Annotated in this window: 20 protein-coding genes; 11 read left to right on the forward strand and 9 right to left on the reverse strand. The window is 66.9% G+C overall.

The annotated features are described in order from the left end of the window. Nucleotides 1-106: 106 nt before the first annotated feature. Entirely contained in the window at nucleotides 107-1,639 is a 1,533-nt protein-coding gene (locus ABDV69_RS05940) for a DEAD/DEAH box helicase (RefSeq protein ID WP_343572489.1), read from the forward strand. 19 nt (nucleotides 1,640-1,658) lie between these two features. After that, entirely contained in the window at nucleotides 1,659-2,873 is a 1,215-nt protein-coding gene (locus tag ABDV69_RS05945) for a hypothetical protein (RefSeq protein ID WP_343572492.1), read from the forward strand. Nucleotide 2,874: 1 nt separating this feature from the next. Here ABDV69_RS05945 and ABDV69_RS05950 read toward each other — a convergent pair whose 3' ends face one another. After that, nucleotides 2,875-3,675 (reverse strand): AAA family ATPase, encoded by an 801-nt coding sequence (locus ABDV69_RS05950; RefSeq protein ID WP_343572495.1) that lies wholly within the window; start codon nucleotides 3,673-3,675, stop codon nucleotides 2,875-2,877. Between the two features lie 126 nt (nucleotides 3,676-3,801). Between ABDV69_RS05950 and ABDV69_RS05955 the strand changes: the two genes are divergently transcribed. The 3 genes from ABDV69_RS05955 to ABDV69_RS05965 are packed head-to-tail and all read left to right on the forward strand — an operon-like array spanning nucleotide 3,802 to nucleotide 5,964. Continuing rightward, a complete protein-coding gene (locus ABDV69_RS05955; protein WP_343572496.1) occupies nucleotides 3,802-4,401 on the forward strand; it encodes an acid phosphatase in 600 nt (199 codons plus the stop codon). Beyond that, nucleotides 4,391-5,488, forward strand: coding sequence for an isochorismate synthase (locus tag ABDV69_RS05960; RefSeq protein ID WP_343572497.1), 1,098 nt, complete (start codon nucleotides 4,391-4,393; stop codon nucleotides 5,486-5,488). Before ABDV69_RS05955 ends, ABDV69_RS05960 begins: the two co-directional genes overlap by 11 nt. Next, nucleotides 5,485-5,964, forward strand: a complete 480-nt coding sequence (locus tag ABDV69_RS05965; protein ID WP_343572498.1) for a GNAT family N-acetyltransferase — start codon at nucleotides 5,485-5,487, stop codon at nucleotides 5,962-5,964. Before ABDV69_RS05960 ends, ABDV69_RS05965 begins: the two co-directional genes overlap by 4 nt. Before the next feature lie 53 nt (nucleotides 5,965-6,017). Here ABDV69_RS05965 and ABDV69_RS05970 read toward each other — a convergent pair whose 3' ends face one another. Next, a complete protein-coding gene (locus ABDV69_RS05970) occupies nucleotides 6,018-6,410 on the reverse strand; it encodes a hypothetical protein (protein WP_343572500.1) in 393 nt (130 codons plus the stop codon). Nucleotides 6,411-6,469: 59 nt separating this feature from the next. Between ABDV69_RS05970 and ABDV69_RS05975 the strand changes: the two genes are divergently transcribed. Together ABDV69_RS05975 and whiB1 are read left to right on the forward strand one after the other, a co-directional pair. Further along, nucleotides 6,470-7,435 carry a diacylglycerol kinase family protein gene (locus tag ABDV69_RS05975; protein WP_343572501.1) on the forward strand — a complete coding sequence of 322 codons (966 nt, stop codon included), beginning with the start codon at nucleotides 6,470-6,472 and terminating at the stop codon, nucleotides 7,433-7,435. Between the two features lie 259 nt (nucleotides 7,436-7,694). Beyond that, the gene (gene whiB1, locus ABDV69_RS05980; protein WP_343572503.1) at nucleotides 7,695-7,949 is read left to right on the forward strand and encodes a transcriptional regulator WhiB1; all 255 of its coding nucleotides are present in this window, start codon (nucleotides 7,695-7,697) and stop codon (nucleotides 7,947-7,949) included. Nucleotides 7,950-8,010: 61 nt separating this feature from the next. Here the strand turns inward: whiB1 and ABDV69_RS05985 are convergent, their stop codons facing one another. Together ABDV69_RS05985 and ABDV69_RS05990 are read right to left on the reverse strand one after the other, a co-directional pair. Beyond that, nucleotides 8,011-9,525, reverse strand: a complete 1,515-nt coding sequence (locus ABDV69_RS05985) for a histidine kinase N-terminal domain-containing protein (protein ID WP_343572506.1) — start codon at nucleotides 9,523-9,525, stop codon at nucleotides 8,011-8,013. Between the two features lie 29 nt (nucleotides 9,526-9,554). After that, on the reverse strand, nucleotides 9,555-9,770 hold the full coding sequence (locus ABDV69_RS05990; RefSeq protein WP_006245864.1) for a biotin/lipoyl-binding carrier protein: 216 nt from the start codon (nucleotides 9,768-9,770) through the stop codon (nucleotides 9,555-9,557). Nucleotides 9,771-10,172: 402 nt separating this feature from the next. Between ABDV69_RS05990 and ABDV69_RS05995 the strand changes: the two genes are divergently transcribed. Beyond that, complete coding sequence (locus tag ABDV69_RS05995; protein WP_343572509.1) at nucleotides 10,173-10,751, forward strand: hypothetical protein; 579 nt, start codon at nucleotides 10,173-10,175, stop codon at nucleotides 10,749-10,751. 220 nt (nucleotides 10,752-10,971) lie between these two features. Here ABDV69_RS05995 and rsrA read toward each other — a convergent pair whose 3' ends face one another. Both rsrA and ABDV69_RS06005 read right to left on the reverse strand, forming a co-directional pair. Continuing rightward, entirely contained in the window at nucleotides 10,972-11,247 is a 276-nt protein-coding gene (gene rsrA, locus ABDV69_RS06000; RefSeq protein WP_343572511.1) for a mycothiol system anti-sigma-R factor, read from the reverse strand. Next, complete coding sequence (locus ABDV69_RS06005) at nucleotides 11,244-12,032, reverse strand: sigma-70 family RNA polymerase sigma factor (protein WP_343572512.1); 789 nt, start codon at nucleotides 12,030-12,032, stop codon at nucleotides 11,244-11,246. The genes rsrA and ABDV69_RS06005 overlap by 4 nt, the downstream gene beginning before the upstream one ends. 132 nt (nucleotides 12,033-12,164) lie before the next feature. Here ABDV69_RS06005 and ABDV69_RS06010 point away from each other — a divergent pair, with 132 nt between their 5' ends. Continuing rightward, nucleotides 12,165-13,013 (forward strand): NAD(P)-dependent oxidoreductase, encoded by an 849-nt coding sequence (locus ABDV69_RS06010; RefSeq protein ID WP_343572513.1) that lies wholly within the window; start codon nucleotides 12,165-12,167, stop codon nucleotides 13,011-13,013. Between the two features lie 4 nt (nucleotides 13,014-13,017). Then, on the forward strand, nucleotides 13,018-13,500 hold the full coding sequence (locus ABDV69_RS06015; RefSeq protein WP_343572515.1) for an aminoacyl-tRNA deacylase: 483 nt from the start codon (nucleotides 13,018-13,020) through the stop codon (nucleotides 13,498-13,500). Here the strand turns inward: ABDV69_RS06015 and ABDV69_RS06020 are convergent. Together ABDV69_RS06020 and ABDV69_RS06025 are read right to left on the reverse strand one after the other, a co-directional pair. Further along, nucleotides 13,491-14,330, reverse strand: coding sequence for an enoyl-CoA hydratase/isomerase family protein (locus ABDV69_RS06020; protein WP_343572518.1), 840 nt, complete (start codon nucleotides 14,328-14,330; stop codon nucleotides 13,491-13,493). The genes ABDV69_RS06015 and ABDV69_RS06020 overlap by 10 nt on opposite strands. Next, entirely contained in the window at nucleotides 14,323-14,916 is a 594-nt protein-coding gene (locus ABDV69_RS06025) for a TetR/AcrR family transcriptional regulator (RefSeq protein WP_343572521.1), read from the reverse strand. The genes ABDV69_RS06020 and ABDV69_RS06025 overlap by 8 nt, the downstream gene beginning before the upstream one ends. A gap of 84 nt (nucleotides 14,917-15,000) precedes the next feature. Here ABDV69_RS06025 and ABDV69_RS06030 point away from each other — a divergent pair, with 84 nt between their 5' ends. Next, complete coding sequence (locus ABDV69_RS06030) at nucleotides 15,001-16,419, forward strand: NAD(P)/FAD-dependent oxidoreductase (protein ID WP_343572523.1); 1,419 nt, start codon at nucleotides 15,001-15,003, stop codon at nucleotides 16,417-16,419. Nucleotides 16,420-16,458: 39 nt separating this feature from the next. Here the strand turns inward: ABDV69_RS06030 and ABDV69_RS06035 are convergent, their stop codons facing one another. Continuing rightward, nucleotides 16,459-17,322 carry a 3-hydroxyacyl-CoA dehydrogenase family protein gene (locus ABDV69_RS06035; protein ID WP_343572526.1) on the reverse strand — a complete coding sequence of 288 codons (864 nt, stop codon included), beginning with the start codon at nucleotides 17,320-17,322 and terminating at the stop codon, nucleotides 16,459-16,461. Nucleotides 17,323-17,331 lie beyond the last annotated feature (9 nt).

Below are 17,331 nucleotides of genomic sequence, written 5' to 3' on the forward strand. Positions count from 1 at the left end.
TGCAGGGCCCGCGGATCGGAAACGTATTCGACAGTCAACTGGTGCGCGCGTGACCGCAACGATTGATCAATCGAATACAAACCCGAAAGGCCTACGTGCTTCGCGTATGACTGCATTCATCACACCTGACCTACCTGAATCCGAGCCCACCTTCGCCGAACTCGGTGTCCGCGACGAAATCGTGCGGGCACTCAAAGAGCAGGGCATCGAGCATCCCTTCGCCATCCAGGAGCTCACCCTTCCGCTCGCGCTCACCGGCGACGACCTGATCGGCCAAGCCCGCACCGGAATGGGTAAGACCTTTGCCTTCGGCGTGCCGCTGCTGCAGCGCATCACCACCCTGGACGGCGACCGGCCGCTCTCGGGCATCCCCCGGGCCCTGATCGTGGTCCCGACCCGCGAACTCTGTCTTCAGGTCTACGACGACCTGTCCACCGCGGCCAAGTACCTGATGGCCGACGACGACCGTCAACTCTCGGTGGTCTCCATCTACGGCGGCCGGCCCTACGAGTCGCAGATCGAGGCGCTGCGCGCCGGTGCCGACGTGGTGGTCGGCACGCCCGGCCGACTGCTCGACCTGGCCCAGCAGGGGCACTTGCAGCTCGGCGGCCTCGCGGTGCTGGTGCTCGACGAGGCCGACGAGATGCTCGACCTTGGCTTCCTGCCTGACATCGAGAGGATCCTGCGCCAGATCCCCGACGAGCGGCAGGCGATGCTGTTCTCGGCGACCATGCCGGACCCGATCATCACCCTGGCCCGCACCTTCATGAACCAGCCCACCCACATCCGGGCTGAAGCACCGCACGCCTCGGCGGTACACGACCTGACCAAACAGTTCGTCTACCGGGCGCACGCCATGGACAAGGTCGAACTGGTCAGCCGGATACTGCAGGCGCGCGGGCGCGGCGCCACGATGATCTTCACCCGCACCAAGCGGACCGCCCAGAAGGTCGCAGACGAACTTGCCGAACGCGGTTTCGCCGTCGGCGCCGTGCACGGTGACCTGGGTCAAATCGCACGCGAGAAGGCGTTGAAGCAGTTCCGCGGCGGTGACATCGACGTGCTGGTCGCCACCGACGTCGCGGCCCGCGGCATCGACGTCGACGACGTCACCCACGTCATCAACTACCAGATTCCGGAGGACGAGCACGCTTACGTCCACCGCATCGGCCGTACCGGCCGTGCCGGCAAGACCGGTGTCGCGGTCACGCTGGTGGACTGGGATGACCTGGCCCGCTGGACACTGATCGACAAGGCCCTCGCTCTGAGCAGCCCGGATCCGGCCGAGACGTACTCCAACTCACCGCACGTCTATGTCGAACTAGACATTCCGACCGACATTCACGGGTCCGTCGGTACAGCGAAGAAGTCGCCGGTGAAGCGCGCTGCACCGCGTGGCCGCACCGGCGACGCGCCGGCGCCCGCGCGCAACAGCAACCGCCAGCGCCGCCGCACCCGCGGTGGCGAGCCCGCCGCGGGCCACGCCGCCGGCAACGGCACCGGCGGCTTAGGCGGATCGGCCACGCCCGCAGGCACTTCCGACGCCCCGTCCGGCGACGGCACCCGTGCACGGCGTCGTCGCCGTCGTCCCCGTAAGTCAGCGGGCGCCGAAGCTCCAGTGGCCCCCGCCGCCAACTGAAACGGCGTCGCCTCGCCTGATGGTCAAGCCGGAACGCCGCACCAAGGGTGATCTGCTGGCCGCGGCCGCGATCGTGACCGTGGTCGCAGCGGCTGCCGCACTGATCTGGTGGACCAGCGACGCCCGGGCCACCATCAGTCGGCCGGCGGCCGTGCCGGCGCCCAATCCGGCGCCCGCGCACTCGGTGCCGGCGTCGCTGCGCGAACTCTGGCGAGCCAACAGCCCGGCCACCGCGCAGCCGGTCGCCGCCGGCGGGTCCGTCGTCACCGGCGACGGACGGGTCGTCGAGGGTCGCGACCCCGCTACCGGCGCCGTGCGGTGGAGCTACTCCCGCGACGCCGACCTGTGCGGCGTCTCCTGGGTGTACCGCTTCGCGGTCGCGGTGTATCGCGACGACCGGGGCTGCGGTCAGGTCAGCACTCTCGACGCATCGACCGGCCAACGCGGACCGGCCCGCAGCAGCTACGGCAACAAACGGGTAGAGCTGTCCTCGGACGGCACGACGGTGTTGTCCGCCGGCGATACCCGGCTCGAGTTGTGGCGCTCGGACATGGTCCGGATGCTGTCGTACGGCGAGGTCGACGCCCGGGTGAAGCCGACGTCGAAGGGGCTGCGCACCGGCTGCCGTCTGACGTCGGCCGCGGCCAGCTCGTCGGCGGTGTCGGTGTTCGAGGCCTGCGGCCGGCAGGCCGATCTGCGGCTGACGCTGCTGCGCCCAGCCAAGGAAGAAGACGAGCCGGATCAGCACAACGTGGCCGAGCCGGGCATCGGCGCGGACTCCGGCGCCAAGGTCCTGACGGTGTCGGAGACGCGGACGGCTGTCTATCTGCCGGCGCCGCAGCCCAGGGTCGATGTCGTCGACGAGACCGGAACCACCATCGCAAGCACGCTGCTACCAGAGCCGCCGCTGACGTCCAATGTGCTGACCCGGTCCAGCAACCTGGTCACTTGGTGGACCGGCCACCGGGTGATGGTGTTCGACGCGGCGAACCTGACCTACCGCTATGCCATCGGACCGGCGGGCTCTTCGGCTCCGGTGGGCCCGGGCACGCTGATGGCCGGCAAGCTGCTGGTCCCCGTCACCGAGGGCATCGCGGTCTGCGATCCGGTCACCGGCGTCGGCGAGGACTTCCTGCCGGTGCGCCGCGAACCGTCAGACGCGGCGGTGATCCCGCTCGCCTCAGGCTCGCAACTACTCGAGCAGCGCGGTCCGACGCTGGTGGCGCTCGGCTGAGTCAGGCGTCCATCGCGAAGGTGGGCAACGCCCTTCCCGTCTTCCAGTGCTTGAGCAGCGCCTGAGCCAACTCCTGGTAGGCGGCGGCGCCCTTGTTCTTGCGCGCGGCCAGCACCGACGAGCCCGACGCGCTGGCTTCGGCGAAGCGCACCGTGCGCGGGATGGGCGGCGCCAGCACCGGCAGGTCGTAGCGGTCGGCGACGTCGAGCAGCACGTCGCGGGTGTGGGTGGTGCGCGGGTCGTACAGCGTCGGCAACGCACCCAGCAGCTTCAGCTTCGGGTTGGTGATCTGCTGAACGTCGTTGACGGTTCGCAGGAACTGCCCGACGCCGCGATGCGCCAACGTTTCACACTGCAGCGGCACGATGACCTCGTCGGCGGCGGTGAGCCCGTTCAGCGTCAGCACGCCCAGCGACGGCGGACAGTCGATCACGACCACGTCGAACGCGTCGCCGAGTTTCTCGAGCGCCCGCTTCAGGGCGTACTCGCGGCCGGCCCGCATCAAGAGCATCGCCTCCGCGCCGGCCAGGTCGATGTTCGCCGGCAGCAGCGTCATCCCCTCCGCCGTCTCCACCAGGGCTGCGCTGGGCTCGACGTCACCGAGCAGCACCTCATGCACCGACACCGCCAACTTGTCCGGATCCTGGCCGAGCGAAAACGTCAGACAGCCCTGCGGATCAAGGTCGATCAGCAGCACCCGCCGGCCTGCGTCCGCGATCGCCGCGCCCAGTGAGGCGACCGTCGTCGTCTTGGCCACCCCGCCTTTCTGGTTGGCTACCGCCAGTACTCGGGTCCCCTTCATCGCAACGACACTCCTCCGCTGTCTCGCTGGCACTCACGTCACCGGCGGTGAACACCTGCAATCGTGGCATTAACACCATGGTGCCCGCGCGCGGGTGGCCATGCTTGTCAGGCACAATTGGTCGGCATGGGCGTCTTCAACCATCGGCTGCTGCTGTTCCGCCACGGCGAAACTGAGTGGTCGCTGTCCGGCCAGCACACTGGCTGCACCGATCTCGACCTCACCGACAACGGGCGAGCCCAAGCGGTCGCCGCGAAACCGGTGCTGACCGACCTGGATCTCAACAATCCCACAGTGATCAGCAGCCCACGCCGACGCGCCGTGGAGACCGCCGAGTTGGCCGGCCTGACCGTAGACGACGAATCCGAGTTGCTCGCCGAGTGGGATTACGGCTCGTACGAGGGCCTGACGAGCGCGGAGATCAACAAAACTCGGCCCGACTGGTCAATCTGGACGCACGGCAGCCCGGACGGCGAGACCGTGGCGCAGGTCAGCAACCGCGCCGACCTTGCCGTGGCGCTGGCGTTGGACCTCATGGCGACGCGCGACGTGGTTTTCATCAGTCACGGCCACATTTCTCGCGCCATCATCACCCGCTGGGTGCAGTTGCCGTTGACCGAAGGCAGCCGCTTTGGCATGACCGCCGCCTCTATCGCGATCTGCAGCTTCGAACATGGCATCCGCCAGCTGAGTGCGCTGGGCATCCCCCGTCCGAATGACAGCTGAACCGCCGTTTGTGCTGTGTGGACCGTCCGGGTTGGTGATCGCCTACGGCGTGCAGGCGGGCTTCCGCGACGTTGCCGGTGCGCAGTCCGCACTTCGCTCAGGTAGGACACCGATGATTGTGGGCGCGTTGGCATTTGATGTCGACGGGCCAGCGGCTTTGATGGCGCCGCGTTCGGTTCAGCGCGCTAAGAAGCTACCTGATTGGCCGACCGGACCGCTACCCCACGTCCACGTGGTTGGCGCGATTCCGGCGCCTGACGAGCACCGAGCCCGGGTTCGACGCGCCTGCGACGAGCTGACCGCTGCCGGTGGCACGCTACAGAAGGTGGTGCTGGCCCGTGCGCTGCAGTTGGCGGCGGACGCTCCACTGGACGCCCGAATCATCCTGCGCCGCTTGGTCGACAACGATCCGGCCGCCTACGGTTACCTCGTCGATCTGTCGGTGGCACGCGGCGGCTATGAGGGCACAACACTGGTCGGCGCCAGTCCCGAATTGCTGGTGGCCCGCGACGGCGATCGGGTGACCTGCCGGCCGTTCGCGGGCTCAGCGCCGCGGGCCGCCGATCCCGACCTCGATGCCGCTGCCGGCGCGGCGCTCGCCGAGTCGGCGAAGGACCGCCACGAGCATCAGCTGGTGATCGACGGCATGGTCGAGGCATTGAGCCCGCTGTGCCGCGAGTTGACGTTTCCGCCGGAGCCCACACTGAGTCGCACCACTGCACTGTGGCATCTCAGCACACCGATCACCGGTCGGCTGCGCGATACCGCAACCACCGCAATCGATTTGACGCTTTCCCTGCATCCCACCCCCGCAGTCGGCGGAGTGCCCACCGCTGCCGCCGCCCGGCTGATCGGCGAACTGGAAGGCGATCGAGGGTTCTACGCCGGCGCGGTGGGCTGGTGCGACGCGAGCGGCGACGGGCGCTGGGTGGTGGCCATTCGCGGCGCACAACTGGCCGCCGATCGCCTGTCCGCGCTCGCTCACGCCGGCGGCGGCATCGTCGCCGAATCAGATCCCGACGGCGAAGTCGCCGAGACAACAACCAAATTCAGGACCATCCTGACCGCGCTGGGTGTTCAGTCATGAAGCGCATCCGTCGTGCCGAACCCGCCGACGCCGACGCCATCACCGCGATGATCCATGGCCTTGCCCACTTCGAGCACGCCTCCGAGCAGTGCACTGTCGTCGAATCTCAAATCCGCTCAGCGCTTTTCGGTCGGCCCGCGACGCTGAAGGCACACGTCGCCGAGGTGGACGGTGAGGTCGCGGCAATGGCGCTGTGGTTCCTGAATTTCTCGACGTGGGATGGCGTCGAGGGCATCTATCTCGAAGACCTGTTCGTGCGGCCGCAATTTCGCCGCCTCGGATTGGCCCGCGGACTGTTGACCGCGCTGGCAAAGGAATGCGTGGACAACAACTACACGCGACTGGCCTGGGCGGTGCTGAACTGGAACGCCGACGCGATCACGCTGTACGACGCCGTCGGCGGCCAACCACAAAGCGAGTGGACCACCTACCGGTTGTCGGGTCCGGAGTTGGCGGAACTGGCCGGAGCCGGCTAGCCGCCGACGATCAACTGGGCAGTGCGATGCGCAAAGGGCAAGAGGAGCGGCGCTTATGACCGATCGCCACGTGCGACCCAGCGCAAAGCGGCGGGGCTGAACAGTAGGGCCGTTGCGGTCAAAGACACTGCAGCCACCGGAATTCCGATCAGCGCCCGATGCGAGCCGACCGTCAAGTAATACGCAACACCCAGCAGCAATAGTTCGGCGAACACCGCCAGCCCGCGGCCCCAGCGACGCCCGACCAGCAGCGCCGAGCCGGCCGCGAGCACCGCGCCACCGGCCAGCGCGAACCACGCCGCGGTACCGAACCCGTTGATCCCACGCTGCTGCGCCCCACCGATCGCCCGAATCAGCAGGACCATCGCGACCACCACGCCTGTCACCCCTTGAGCAGCGACGATCGCTCCCGCGGCACGCACACCGGTCGGAGGACGCTTGATCACCGCCTCAGCGTAGCCACACTGGCCGGCCTCAACGTCGCGCTCCAGTAGGCTCTCGCCTCATGCGCGCCGTATTGATCGTCAACCCGACCGCGACCTCGACGACGACGGCTGGCCGCGATCTGCTGGCCCACGCGCTCAAAAGCCGCCTCCAGTTGACCGTCGAGCACACCCGCCACCGCGGCCACGGCGGCGAAATTGCCCGGGCCGCGGTCCAGGACGGGGTCGACCTGGTCGTCGTGCACGGCGGCGACGGCACGGTGAGCAACGTGGTCAACGGCCTGCTCGGCAAGCCCGGCCAGCTGCCCACCGGACATGTCCCGGCACTGGCGATTGTCCCCGGTGGATCGGCGAACGTGTTGGCGCGTTCGCTCGGTATTCAACCGGGACCGGTCGACGCCACCAATCAGCTGATCTGGCTGCTCGACAAATTCGGCCCGCAAAAGCAGTGGCGCCGTATCGGCGTAATCGACTGCGGCGAGCGCTGGGCGGTGCTCAACGCCGGCATGGGAGTCGACGCCGAGGCAGTCGCCGCGGTCGAGGCCAAGCGGGAGAAGGGCATCAAGGTCACGCCGACGCGCTACATCACGGCGGCGACGCGGGCAGCGCTCGCCTTTTCCCGCAAGAAGCCGCGGCTGACCGTGGAACTGCCCGGCCATGAGCCGGTTTCCGGCGTGCACTTCGTTTTCGTGTCCAACACCAGCCCGTGGACCTTCGCCAACCACCGGCCGATGTGCACCAATCCCGGCACCAGCTTTGAGTCAGGCCTGGGAGTCTTCGGCGTCACCTCGCTGAAGATCATCCCGAGCCTGAGGCTGGTCGCGCGGATGTTCGCCAAGCAGCCCAAGATCGAAGGCGACCAAGTGGTTCGCCACGACAACGTCGACTGGGTGCGGGTGACCTGTGCGGGCCCACCCATGGCGAGCCAATTCGACGGTGACTACCTCGGTGTGCGCGAACAGATGACCTTCCGCTCGGTGCCCGACGCCCTCGATGTGGTCGCGCCGCCGCCGAAAAGAGCTCTCTGACCTGCCACGATGGCAAATTGTGGGCAAAAGCACTGGTCAGGTTCGACGGTAGTGTAGTACAAAAGGTTAAAGGATTTGGTAACAGATCCTTGAAGTGAGATAGCCCACGGACCAACGAGTCGCTCTTGACATCTGTTGAGCCTGTGAAACGATCGAACAATCGCATGCAACGGTACGGAAACAATTCTTGTGCCTGCGTTAACAGCCGAAGACAATCATTCGTGCGCACTGCTGCGCACACAGTGAGGAGCAACGACTAATGGATTGGCGCCACACAGCTGTCTGTCGCGACGAAGACCCGGAGCTGTTCTTCCCTGTCGGGAACAGCGGACCGGCTCTCGCGCAGATCGCCGACGCGAAACTGGTCTGCAACCGCTGCCCGGTCACCACTGAGTGCCTGTCATGGGCACTGAACACCGGGCAGGACTCCGGGGTGTGGGGTGGAATGAGCGAAGACGAGCGGCGTGCGCTGAAACGTCGCAACGCTCGGACCAAGACCCGTACCGGGGTCTGACCCAGGCCACTTTCAACGGTGCGGCCCCGGCAATGTCGGGGCCGCACCGTTGCGTGCGGGCCTACTGCGCGGCTCGCACGCGACGCCCGATCGGGACCCGCAATATCACGTCCGTGCCACCTTCGGGGGCGTCCTGCATGGTCAGCGAGCCGTCGAGTTCAGCTGATACCAGCGTCCGCACGATTTGAAGTCCGAGCCGATCGGACTGCTCGACGCTGAAACCCTCGGGCAGCCCGCGGCCGTTGTCGTGCACGACCACGTCGAGCCAGCGTGCGGAACGCTCCGCGCGGATCGTCACCGACCCACCGCCCGCCGCGGATGCATAGGTGGGCTGGTCGAAGGCGTGCTCGATGGCGTTCTGGACCAACTCGGTGATCACCATGACCAGCGCGGTCGCCCGGTCGGAGTCCAGCACGCCGAGCATGCCCGTTCGATTGATCCGGATCGGGGTGTCGACCGTCGCCACGTCGTTCATGATCGGCAGAATCCGGTCGATCACCTCGTCGAGGTTGACCTCCTCGTCGACCGACATCGACAGCGCATCGTGCACCAGCGCGATCGACGACACTCGTCGGACCGACTCGATCAGCGCTTCGCGGCCCTCGGCATTGGTGGTGCGGCGCGCCTGCAGGCGCAGCAGCGCCGCGACGGTCTGCAGGTTGTTCTTCACCCGGTGGTGAATTTCCCGGATCGTCGCGTCCTTGGACATCAGCGCCCGGTCGCGACGCTTGATCTCGGTGACGTCGCGGACCAACACCGCGGCGCCGGCGGCCGACCCGTTGAGCACCAGCGGCAGCGTCCGCAGCAGTACGGTCGCACCGCCGGCGTCGACCTCGACGCGCATGCTCGCCCCGCCTCTCAGCGAGCTGAGCACGTGTTCGGCGAGTTCGTGTGCCTCGAACGGATCGGAGATCAGCGGACGGGTGATCTCAATCAGATTGTGTCCCTCCAACTCTGACGTCAACCCCATCCGGTGGTAGGCGGACAACGCGTTGGGACTGGCGTAGGACACCGCGCCGCCGACGTCGAGTCGGATGAATCCGTCGCCGACCCGCGGGCTCGACCGCGACATCACCAGATCGCCGACGTTGGGGAAGGTGCCCTGCGACAGCATGTGCACGAGGTCTGCGGCGCAGTCGAGGTAAGCGGTCTCCAGCTGGCTCGACTTCGGGGTGCCGGCGACCGCGGTCTGGTGCGTCAGCACCGCGACGACCGCGTCCCCGTGGCGCACCGGCGCCGCTTCGATGTTCACGCCGGTCTGCTGCCACGAAAATTGTTCACTTGCAGCACCTTCCGAGAGAATAGCACCCGACTCGAACGCCGCGGAGATCGGCGGCATGCGATCGGCGTCGACGACGGTTCCGACCGCATCGCGCAGCAGCACCGTGGGCGCGGTGTTCGGCCGGCACTGCGCGACGCAGACCAGCGAATCGTCCTCGCGGCGAACCCACATCAGATAGTCGGCGAAAGACAGGTCAGCAAGCAGCTGCCATTCGCCGACGACAGCGTGCAGGTGGTCGACAGCACTGCCCGGCAGGACGGTGTGTTCGGCGAGCAGGTCACCGAGAGTGGACATCGGCGGTCTCCGGCTTGAAGCTCAGCGGGCTAGCTGATCACGGCGATGAGATCGCCGGCCTGGATGACATCTCCGACCGACACACTCACCTTGCTGACCGTGCCGGCGACCTCGGCCAACACCGGGATCTCCATCTTCATCGATTCCAGCAGTACCAGGGTGTCGCCCTCGCCGATCTGGTCGCCTTCGTGGACCACGACCTCGAGCACGCTGGCCACAATCTCTGCCCGCACGTCCTCGGCCATCATCACCCCGTTCGTCAGCCGGCCCCGTTAGTTAGCTAGCCCATTTCGACTCTTGCGTTACTTCATCGAACCACAGTCGATTTCCTCAGTTTCACTCCGAGCACCCGACGGCGGCGGCGAGGCGGCGTCGCGGTCGATTTGTGCAGCGCGAAGGTCACGATTGATGTCGCGGAGATATCGATAAGCAAACTCCAAGATCACTAAGAGAACCTATAGAGCCGCTTCCGTGACAGTGTCGTGTTCGGTTTGTGACATTTGGCAAGCAGAGTGTCCAAAGTGAGCGGAGTGCCTGAAGCTCTTGGAGTTAAACAGTCGAATTTGAGGAGTATTCCGTTGTCCGACAACATATTTGCCCGCATGACAACTCGCGGGCCCCGACGTCGAATGGCCACTGGTTTTGGGATGGCCGTGGCGGCATACGCCTTGGTCGGGCTCGGCGCTGGAGCGGCCGCAGCCGCTCCTCAGCAACCCTTCGCCGCCGATGACCCGATCCCCGGTATGCCGGGCGCCGGCAGCGCGGTGAACATCGCCAATTCGCTGTTCGGCTCACTGAGCGGGTTGATGAACAACGTCATACCCGGTGCCGGCGACCTGCTGATGCCTGCCACCGGCGCACTCGGTGGCGGCGGGGGCCTACCTGGGCAGACCTTGCCAGGCGGCCTGCCCGGTGGCCTCGGCGGACTCGGCGGCGGCCTTCCGGGTGGAATGCCTGGCGGCCTGCCCGGTGGCCTCGGCGGACTGGGCGGCGGCCTTCCGGGTGGAATCCCCGGCGGCCTGCCCGGCCAGCAGCTTGCAGGTCAGGCACCCGGGTTGGGCGGCTTGGCGGGCCAGACCACCGGCGGACTGCCTGGCAGCCCCGCGCCGCTAGGACCCGGTGTCGGTCCAGCAGTACCGAGTCAGGCCCCGCTTGCCGGCCAGCAAGGACCGGTCTCTTCGGCCGGCGCCAACGGCAGCACGCTGGCACACGTCCCGGTCGTCTAGCAGTTGGCCCATACCGGCGGCGGCATGACAGACTGATCGTCAAGAAGAACTGCGAGGAGGATCAGTCATGGCCAAGCGAGGCCGGAAAAAGCGCGACCGCAAGCACAGCAAGGCCAACCACGGCAAGCGGCCCAACGCTTGACCAACCGCTCGAAGCAAACAAAGACGCGGACCGTCCGACAGGCGGCCCGCGTCTTTGTTTTTGGATTGGCCGAGGGGCTCAATGTCCGTGAATGATGGTGGTCCGGCTGATTTCCACCCGCAGCCGCTCACGCAGGCCCTCCGGAGCGTGCTCGCCCTGGCACTTGGTGGAGATCAGCAACTTGATCCGCTCCTCCAGCCCGTAGAACTGGAAACAGGCCGGGCAGTCCTCGAGATGCTGCCTGAGCTTGGCTTGTGTCTCGGCGCTGCACTCGCCGTCGAGCAACGTCCACACCTCGGCAAGTACCTCTGCGCACTCGGCCTTGGTCGGCGGCTCAGCCGAGAACTCGCTCATGACGACACCTCCTCGGGCGCCTGGTCCCCGCGGATGAAACCCCGGTCCTTGGCGACGTCGGTCAGCAGTTCGCGCAGTTGACGCCGCCCGCGGTGCAGTCGTGACATCACTGTCCCGATCGGAGTGTCCATGATTTCCGCGATTTCCTTGTACGGGAAGCCTTCGACGTCGGCGTAGTAGACCGCCATCCGAAACTCCTCGGGCAGCGCCTGGAGGGCCTCTTTGATCTCGGTGTCGGGCAGCGCCTCGAGCGCCTCGACCTCCGCGGACCGCAGGCCGGTGGATGTGTGCTCCGCCGACGCCGCCAACTGCCAGTCGGTGATTTCGTCGGTGGGATATTGCGCGGGCTGACGCTGTTTCTTGCGATAGCTGTTGATGTAGGTGTTGGTCAGGATGCGGTAGAGCCACGCCTTGAGGTTGGTGCCCTCTCTGAACGACCGAAAGCCCGCATAGGCCTTGACCATGGTCTCCTGCAGCAAGTCTTCGGCGTCGGCCGGGTTGCGGGTCATCCTCAGCGCACCGCCGTACAGCTGGTCCAGCAGCGGGATCGCGTCGCGCTCAAACCGTGCGGTCAGCTCCGCGTCGGTCTGGTCGGATCGGGCGCTCGCACCGACCGAGTCGGCGGCCTCCACCGCTGTCTCCGACTCGGTCGCGCTATCGGTATCGGCCATTGTGAGTAACGCAGTCCCTTCTGTCGCGATACCGCTGAACAGGTCCATCAACACCGGACCCGTCTGGTAACCGGTCAACTGCTGTTCGCCCACGAGGCTTGTCGCCGTTGACACGCGATATCCCCTTCCCCAATCTAAAGGCTGCGTCTGACACTGTCTGCTTTGCCCGGCTCAACAGCCGCGATCTCCCCGGTATTTCCGGGCCGCCGGCTCGGCGCCGTTGTGAGCAGCGTTAGTGTGACGCTCATGTCGTTGAAAGCAAAGACCATGTTCATCTCGGGCGCCAGCCGCGGAATCGGCCTGGCGATCGCGAAACGGGCCGCCCAGGACGGCGCCAACATCGCGCTGATCGCCAAAACGGCCGAGCCGCACCCCAAGTTGCCGGGCACGGTCTACACCGCCGCCAACGAAATCGAGGAGGCCGGCGGCCAGGCGCTGCCGATCGTCGGCGACGTCCGCGACCCGGAGTCGGTCGAGTCCGCGGTGGCCAAGGCCGTCGAGCAGTTCGGCGGCATCGACATCGTGGTCAACAACGCGTCGGCGATCAACCTCGGCTCCGTCAGCGAGGTGCCGATGAAGCGATTCGACCTGATGAACGGCATCCAGGTGCGCGGCACCTACGCGGTGTCGCAGGCGTGTATCCCGCACATGAAGGGCCGGGAGAACCCGCACATCCTGACCCTGTCTCCCCCGGTACTGCTCGGCAAAGAGTGGCTGAAGCCGACCGCCTACATGATGGCGAAGTTTGGCATGACATTGTGCGCGTTGGGCATTGCCGAGGAGTTGCGCTCCGACGGCATCGGCTCGAACACGCTGTGGCCCCGCACGCTGGTAGCCACCGCCGCGGTCCAGAATTTGCTCGGCGGCGACGAGGCAATGGGCCGGGCGCGCAAGCCGGAGATCTATTCCGACGCCGCTTACGTCATCCTGAACAAGTCGTCGAAGGAATACACCGGCAACACCCTGCTCTGCGAGGACGTGCTGCTGGAGTCCGGCGTCGAAGACCTGTCGGTCTACAACTGCGTGCCGGACGGCACGCTCGGCGTCGACTTCTGGGTGGACGGCGTGAACCCGCCGGGGTATAGCGGTCCCTAGCGTCGTGGCGGCGACTCCTGCGCTGGCGGCGCTCGCCGAGGCGGGCGTCGCGCATGAGGTGGTGAAATTCGACCACGATGCACGCGAGCGCTCGTTCGGCGGCGAGGCCGTCCGCGCGCTGACCACCGACGGCGCCGTCGACCCCGCGCAGATCTTCAAAACGCTGATCATCGCTGTTGGTGACCGCTTGGCCGTCGCCATCGTGCCTGCGTTGGAACGGCTGTCGTTGAAGGCGGCCGCCTCGGCACTGGGTGCGGGAAAGGCTGCCATGGCCGACAGGCGCGCCGCCGAGCGGGCGACCGGCTATGTGTTGGGCGCGGTCTCCCCACTGGGGCAGCGCACCCGGTTGCCGACGGTCCTCGACACCGGTGCCATGGCGTTCGAGCGGATGTACGTCAGCGCGGGCCGGCGCGGCTGGGACGTCGCGCTGGCGCCCGCCGATCTGGTGCGGCTCACCGCCGCGGTGACCGCGGAGATTCAGGCCTGAGGTTTGGCCAGCATGCCGTGCACACTGTCGGCGAAGGCGGCCGTGGTGAAGCAGATGGGCTCGGCGAATTCCTCCATGGTCAGGGCTTGGTGCCAGCCGGCGTCGGCTGTGGCACGCAGCAGCGGCTTGGTCATGGCGACAGCGTGCGACGGCATCGCCGCGATCCGCGAGCACCACTCATCGGCGGCATCGAGCAGGCTGTCGTGGTCGACGACCTGCTGCACCAGCCCGAGGCGTTGCGCTTCACGGGCGCCGATGTGCTCCCCGCGCAAGTAATAGGCAAGTGCGCCTTGGTATCCCAGCCGACGAGTCAGTGCCCAACTGGTGCCCACCTCGGGAAGCAGGCCAAGGCGACCGAAGGCTGGGACGATGACTGCGCGCTCACTGGCGATCGCGAGATCACAGGTCAGCGCCCAGGCCAGTCCGACTCCGGCAGCCGGTCCGTTGATGGCGGCGACGAAGATCGTGTCAGATCCGGCGATCAGCCGGGCGATACCGCCGAATTCACGCCGGATCCAGCGCCACACATCGGCGACGCCCTCGGGTCGGCTCACGTTTTCGGTGACCGTCCGCATCATCTTCAGGTCGCCACCGGCGCTGAAGCCGGGGTCGCGCCCGGTCAATACCACGCTGCGAATGTCGCGATCGACCGCGAGAGCCTCGAGCTCATAACGCAGTTGCCGCACCAACGGCGCCGACAAGACGTTGAGCCGGTCGGGTTCGTCGAGGGTCACAATCGCACGGTCGCCGCGGTGCTCGACGTGCACCCGCCGCGGCGCATCGCGGTCATCTCCCTCGGCGACCAAGCGGTAGTACAGCGATTCAGTCATGCTCCTCCTCGATAGCGTTGGCCCGCAGTGCCTTCCACGCGGCGTCGGCAAACGTGTTGACCACGCCGCGCGGCATCCGGTGTTCGGTGCCGGCGATCCAGTACCGGCTGAATTCCTGCGCCGGGCCGAACCACAACGCGGCGGTGACCCCGGCTTGCATCGGTCGCAGAGCTCCGTAGGTCTGATGCGGCCGCCACCAGTCCTCGATGTCGGCGAAGAACACCCGGTTGGTCTCCTGCAGCCGGCTGCTGTCCAGCCGGTCCCCCAGCAGCAAGGCCGCTTCGTTGCGATTGTCTGCTACCCACCGCAGGTGGTGAGCAACGCCGCCGCGGATTCCGCCTTCGGCGGTGCCGTGGCGGCGCAACATCGCCACGAATCCGGCCTGATACTCGCCCATCACCTGGGCGTAGACCGCCGCAGCAAGGGCCGGTTTGTCCCGAAAGTGGTGGTAGAGCGCGCCGACGCTGACCTTGGCGTCTCGGCGGATCTCATCGAGCGTCGCCGCGAGCGCGCCATCGGCGGCGAACCGACCCCGGGCCGATTGCATCAGTCGGTCTCGCGCGTCGGCGGCTGCTCGAGTCGGCACGAGGATCACTCTAGCCATACCGAGCTTTCCTCGCTATTGCCGCTGCTGCGCAGTGCGGTCGCCCGGGGGCTTATGGTTTCAGCCATGAGCACAGCGGTCGTAGTCGGGTCCGGGCCCAATGGGCTGGCCGCCGCCGTGACGCTGGCGGCCGAGGGCGTCGAGGTCACCGTTCTCGAAGCCGCTGAAGAGGTCGGCGGCGGCGCTCGCAGCAGCGAGGCCATCCTGCCCGGTCTGCTGCACGACCACTGCTCGGCGATCCACCCGATGGCCATCGGCTCGCAGTTCGTGAGCAGGTTCGAGCTCGACCGCTACGGCCTGACCTGGCGCTGGCCGGAGATCGACTGCGTCCATCCGCTCGACGATGGCAGTGCTGGCGTGCTGCACCGCTCGGTGGAGCAGACCGCTGCCGGTCTCGGTCGCGACGGCGCACGGTGGCGGCGTGCGTTCGGCTACGCGGCCAGTCGATTCGACGCGCTTAGTGAGGACATCATGGGGCCGTTGCTGCGGGTTCCCCACCACCCGCTGATGCTGGCCCGATTCGGGGCTCCGACCGTGCTTCCGGCGTCGACGTTCGCCCGGCTGTTTCGCACGCAGGAGGGCCGAGCTCTGTTCGGAGGTGTTGCGGCGCATGCGTTTCGGCCGCTGCACTACCCGATGACATCGGCGATCGGGATGGGCATCATCACCGCCGGCCATCGGCACGGCTGGCCGGTCGCCGAAGGTGGGTCGCAGTCGATCACCAACGCGATGGTGGCGCTGCTGGGCGAACTGGGCGGCAAGATCGCAACCGGCGTCCGGGTCGAGACGGGGTCGCAACTGCCGCCCGCGGACATCACGATGTTCGACCTCGCCCCCGAGGCCGTCGCCGCTATCCTCGGTGATCGCCTGCCGCACCGAATCTCGAGCTCCTACCGCCGATTCCGGCACGGCCCGGGCGCCTTCAAGGTCGACTTCGCCGTGCAGGACGGCGTGCCCTGGACCAATCCGGCCGCGCGTCGGGCAGGCACGGTGCATGTAGTCGGCAACTATCGCGACCTCGCCGCCGCCGAACGTGATGTCCACGCCGGGCGGATGCCCGAGCGGCCGTTCGTGCTAGTCGGGCAGCAGTACCTGGCCGACCCGCAGCGATCGGTTGGCGGGGTGCACCCAGTGTGGACGTATGCCCATGTGCCCCATGGGTTTTCCGGTAATGCGACAGCGGCGATCACCGCTCAGATCGAGCGGTTCGCCCCCGGGTTCCGCGAGCGGATCGTCGGCCAAGCCGTCCGGAACACCCGCCAATTCGCCGCCGACAATCCGAACTTCGTCGGCGGCGACATCATGACCGGCGCCAAGGACATCCGCCAGTTGACCTTTGGACCGCGAATCACATTGTCGCCGTATGCAATCGGCGTGCCCGGCATGTACATCTGCTCGGCGGCCACTCCACCGGGCCCGGGCGCGCACGGCATGTGCGGGGCCAACGCCGCGCAGGCCGCGCTCAGCTATCTAGCTCGGCGTTAGGATCGCATCCTTGGGACGGGCGGCACCATCCTGCGCTTATCAGTAGCGGTAAAAGCCTTCGCCGGTCTTGATGCCGAGCTTGCCGGCGTCGACATACGAACGCAGCAAATCCCTTGGGCTCGTTGGCAGTTGCGGGAACACGTCGACGTAATGGTTCTCGATGTCAAGGGCGACGTCGAGACCAACAAGGTCCATCAACTGGAACGGTCCGGCCGGCGCGCCCAGGTTGAGCCGGTACATCCCGTCCACGTCTTCCGGGCCGGCCACCCCCTCGGCGACCACCGCCAGCGACTCGCGTTTGATTGCGGCCCATACCCGATTGAAGATGAAGCCGGTGCACTCCTTGCGCGCCTCGAACGGGTAGACACCGAATTCGGGCAGCACGGCCAGCAGGGTGTCCAGTAGGCCGCGGTCGGTCTGACCGTTCGACATCAGGTCGAGGCCGGTGACCTCCGGCGGCATGTAGAAGTGCGTGTTGCACAGGCGCGTCTTGTCGCTGATTCTTTCGACCATCAGCCGCGACGGATACGACGACGAGTTGGTCGCGAAGATGGTGTCGGCTGGGGCGGCCCTGTCGATCTCACCCCACAGCGGAATCTTGATCTCGAGTTTCTCCGGGGCCGACTCCACCGCCAGCCACGCGCCGTTCAGAGCCTCGGCAAGAGCCGTCGTAGTGGTTACCACGCCCGACTCGCCGAAGCCGCGGCTTTCGATAACCCTTGGAAGACTATCGGCCACATACTGTTTCGCCTCGGCCAGTTGCTCGTCGCGACGGGCGTAGATTCGCACGGTTCCGCCTCGGCTGGCGAACATCAGCGCGATCCGCCGCCCCAGCGTCCCGGCTCCGATCACCGCGACCGGACGGCTCTGGATGTCATCGAAGGTGTAGCTGTAGGCACTCACACCGGAATG

Origin of the sequence: Mycobacterium sp., from assembly GCF_039583785.1 — a bacterium.
Taxonomy (GTDB): domain Bacteria; phylum Actinomycetota; class Actinomycetes; order Mycobacteriales; family Mycobacteriaceae; genus Mycobacterium.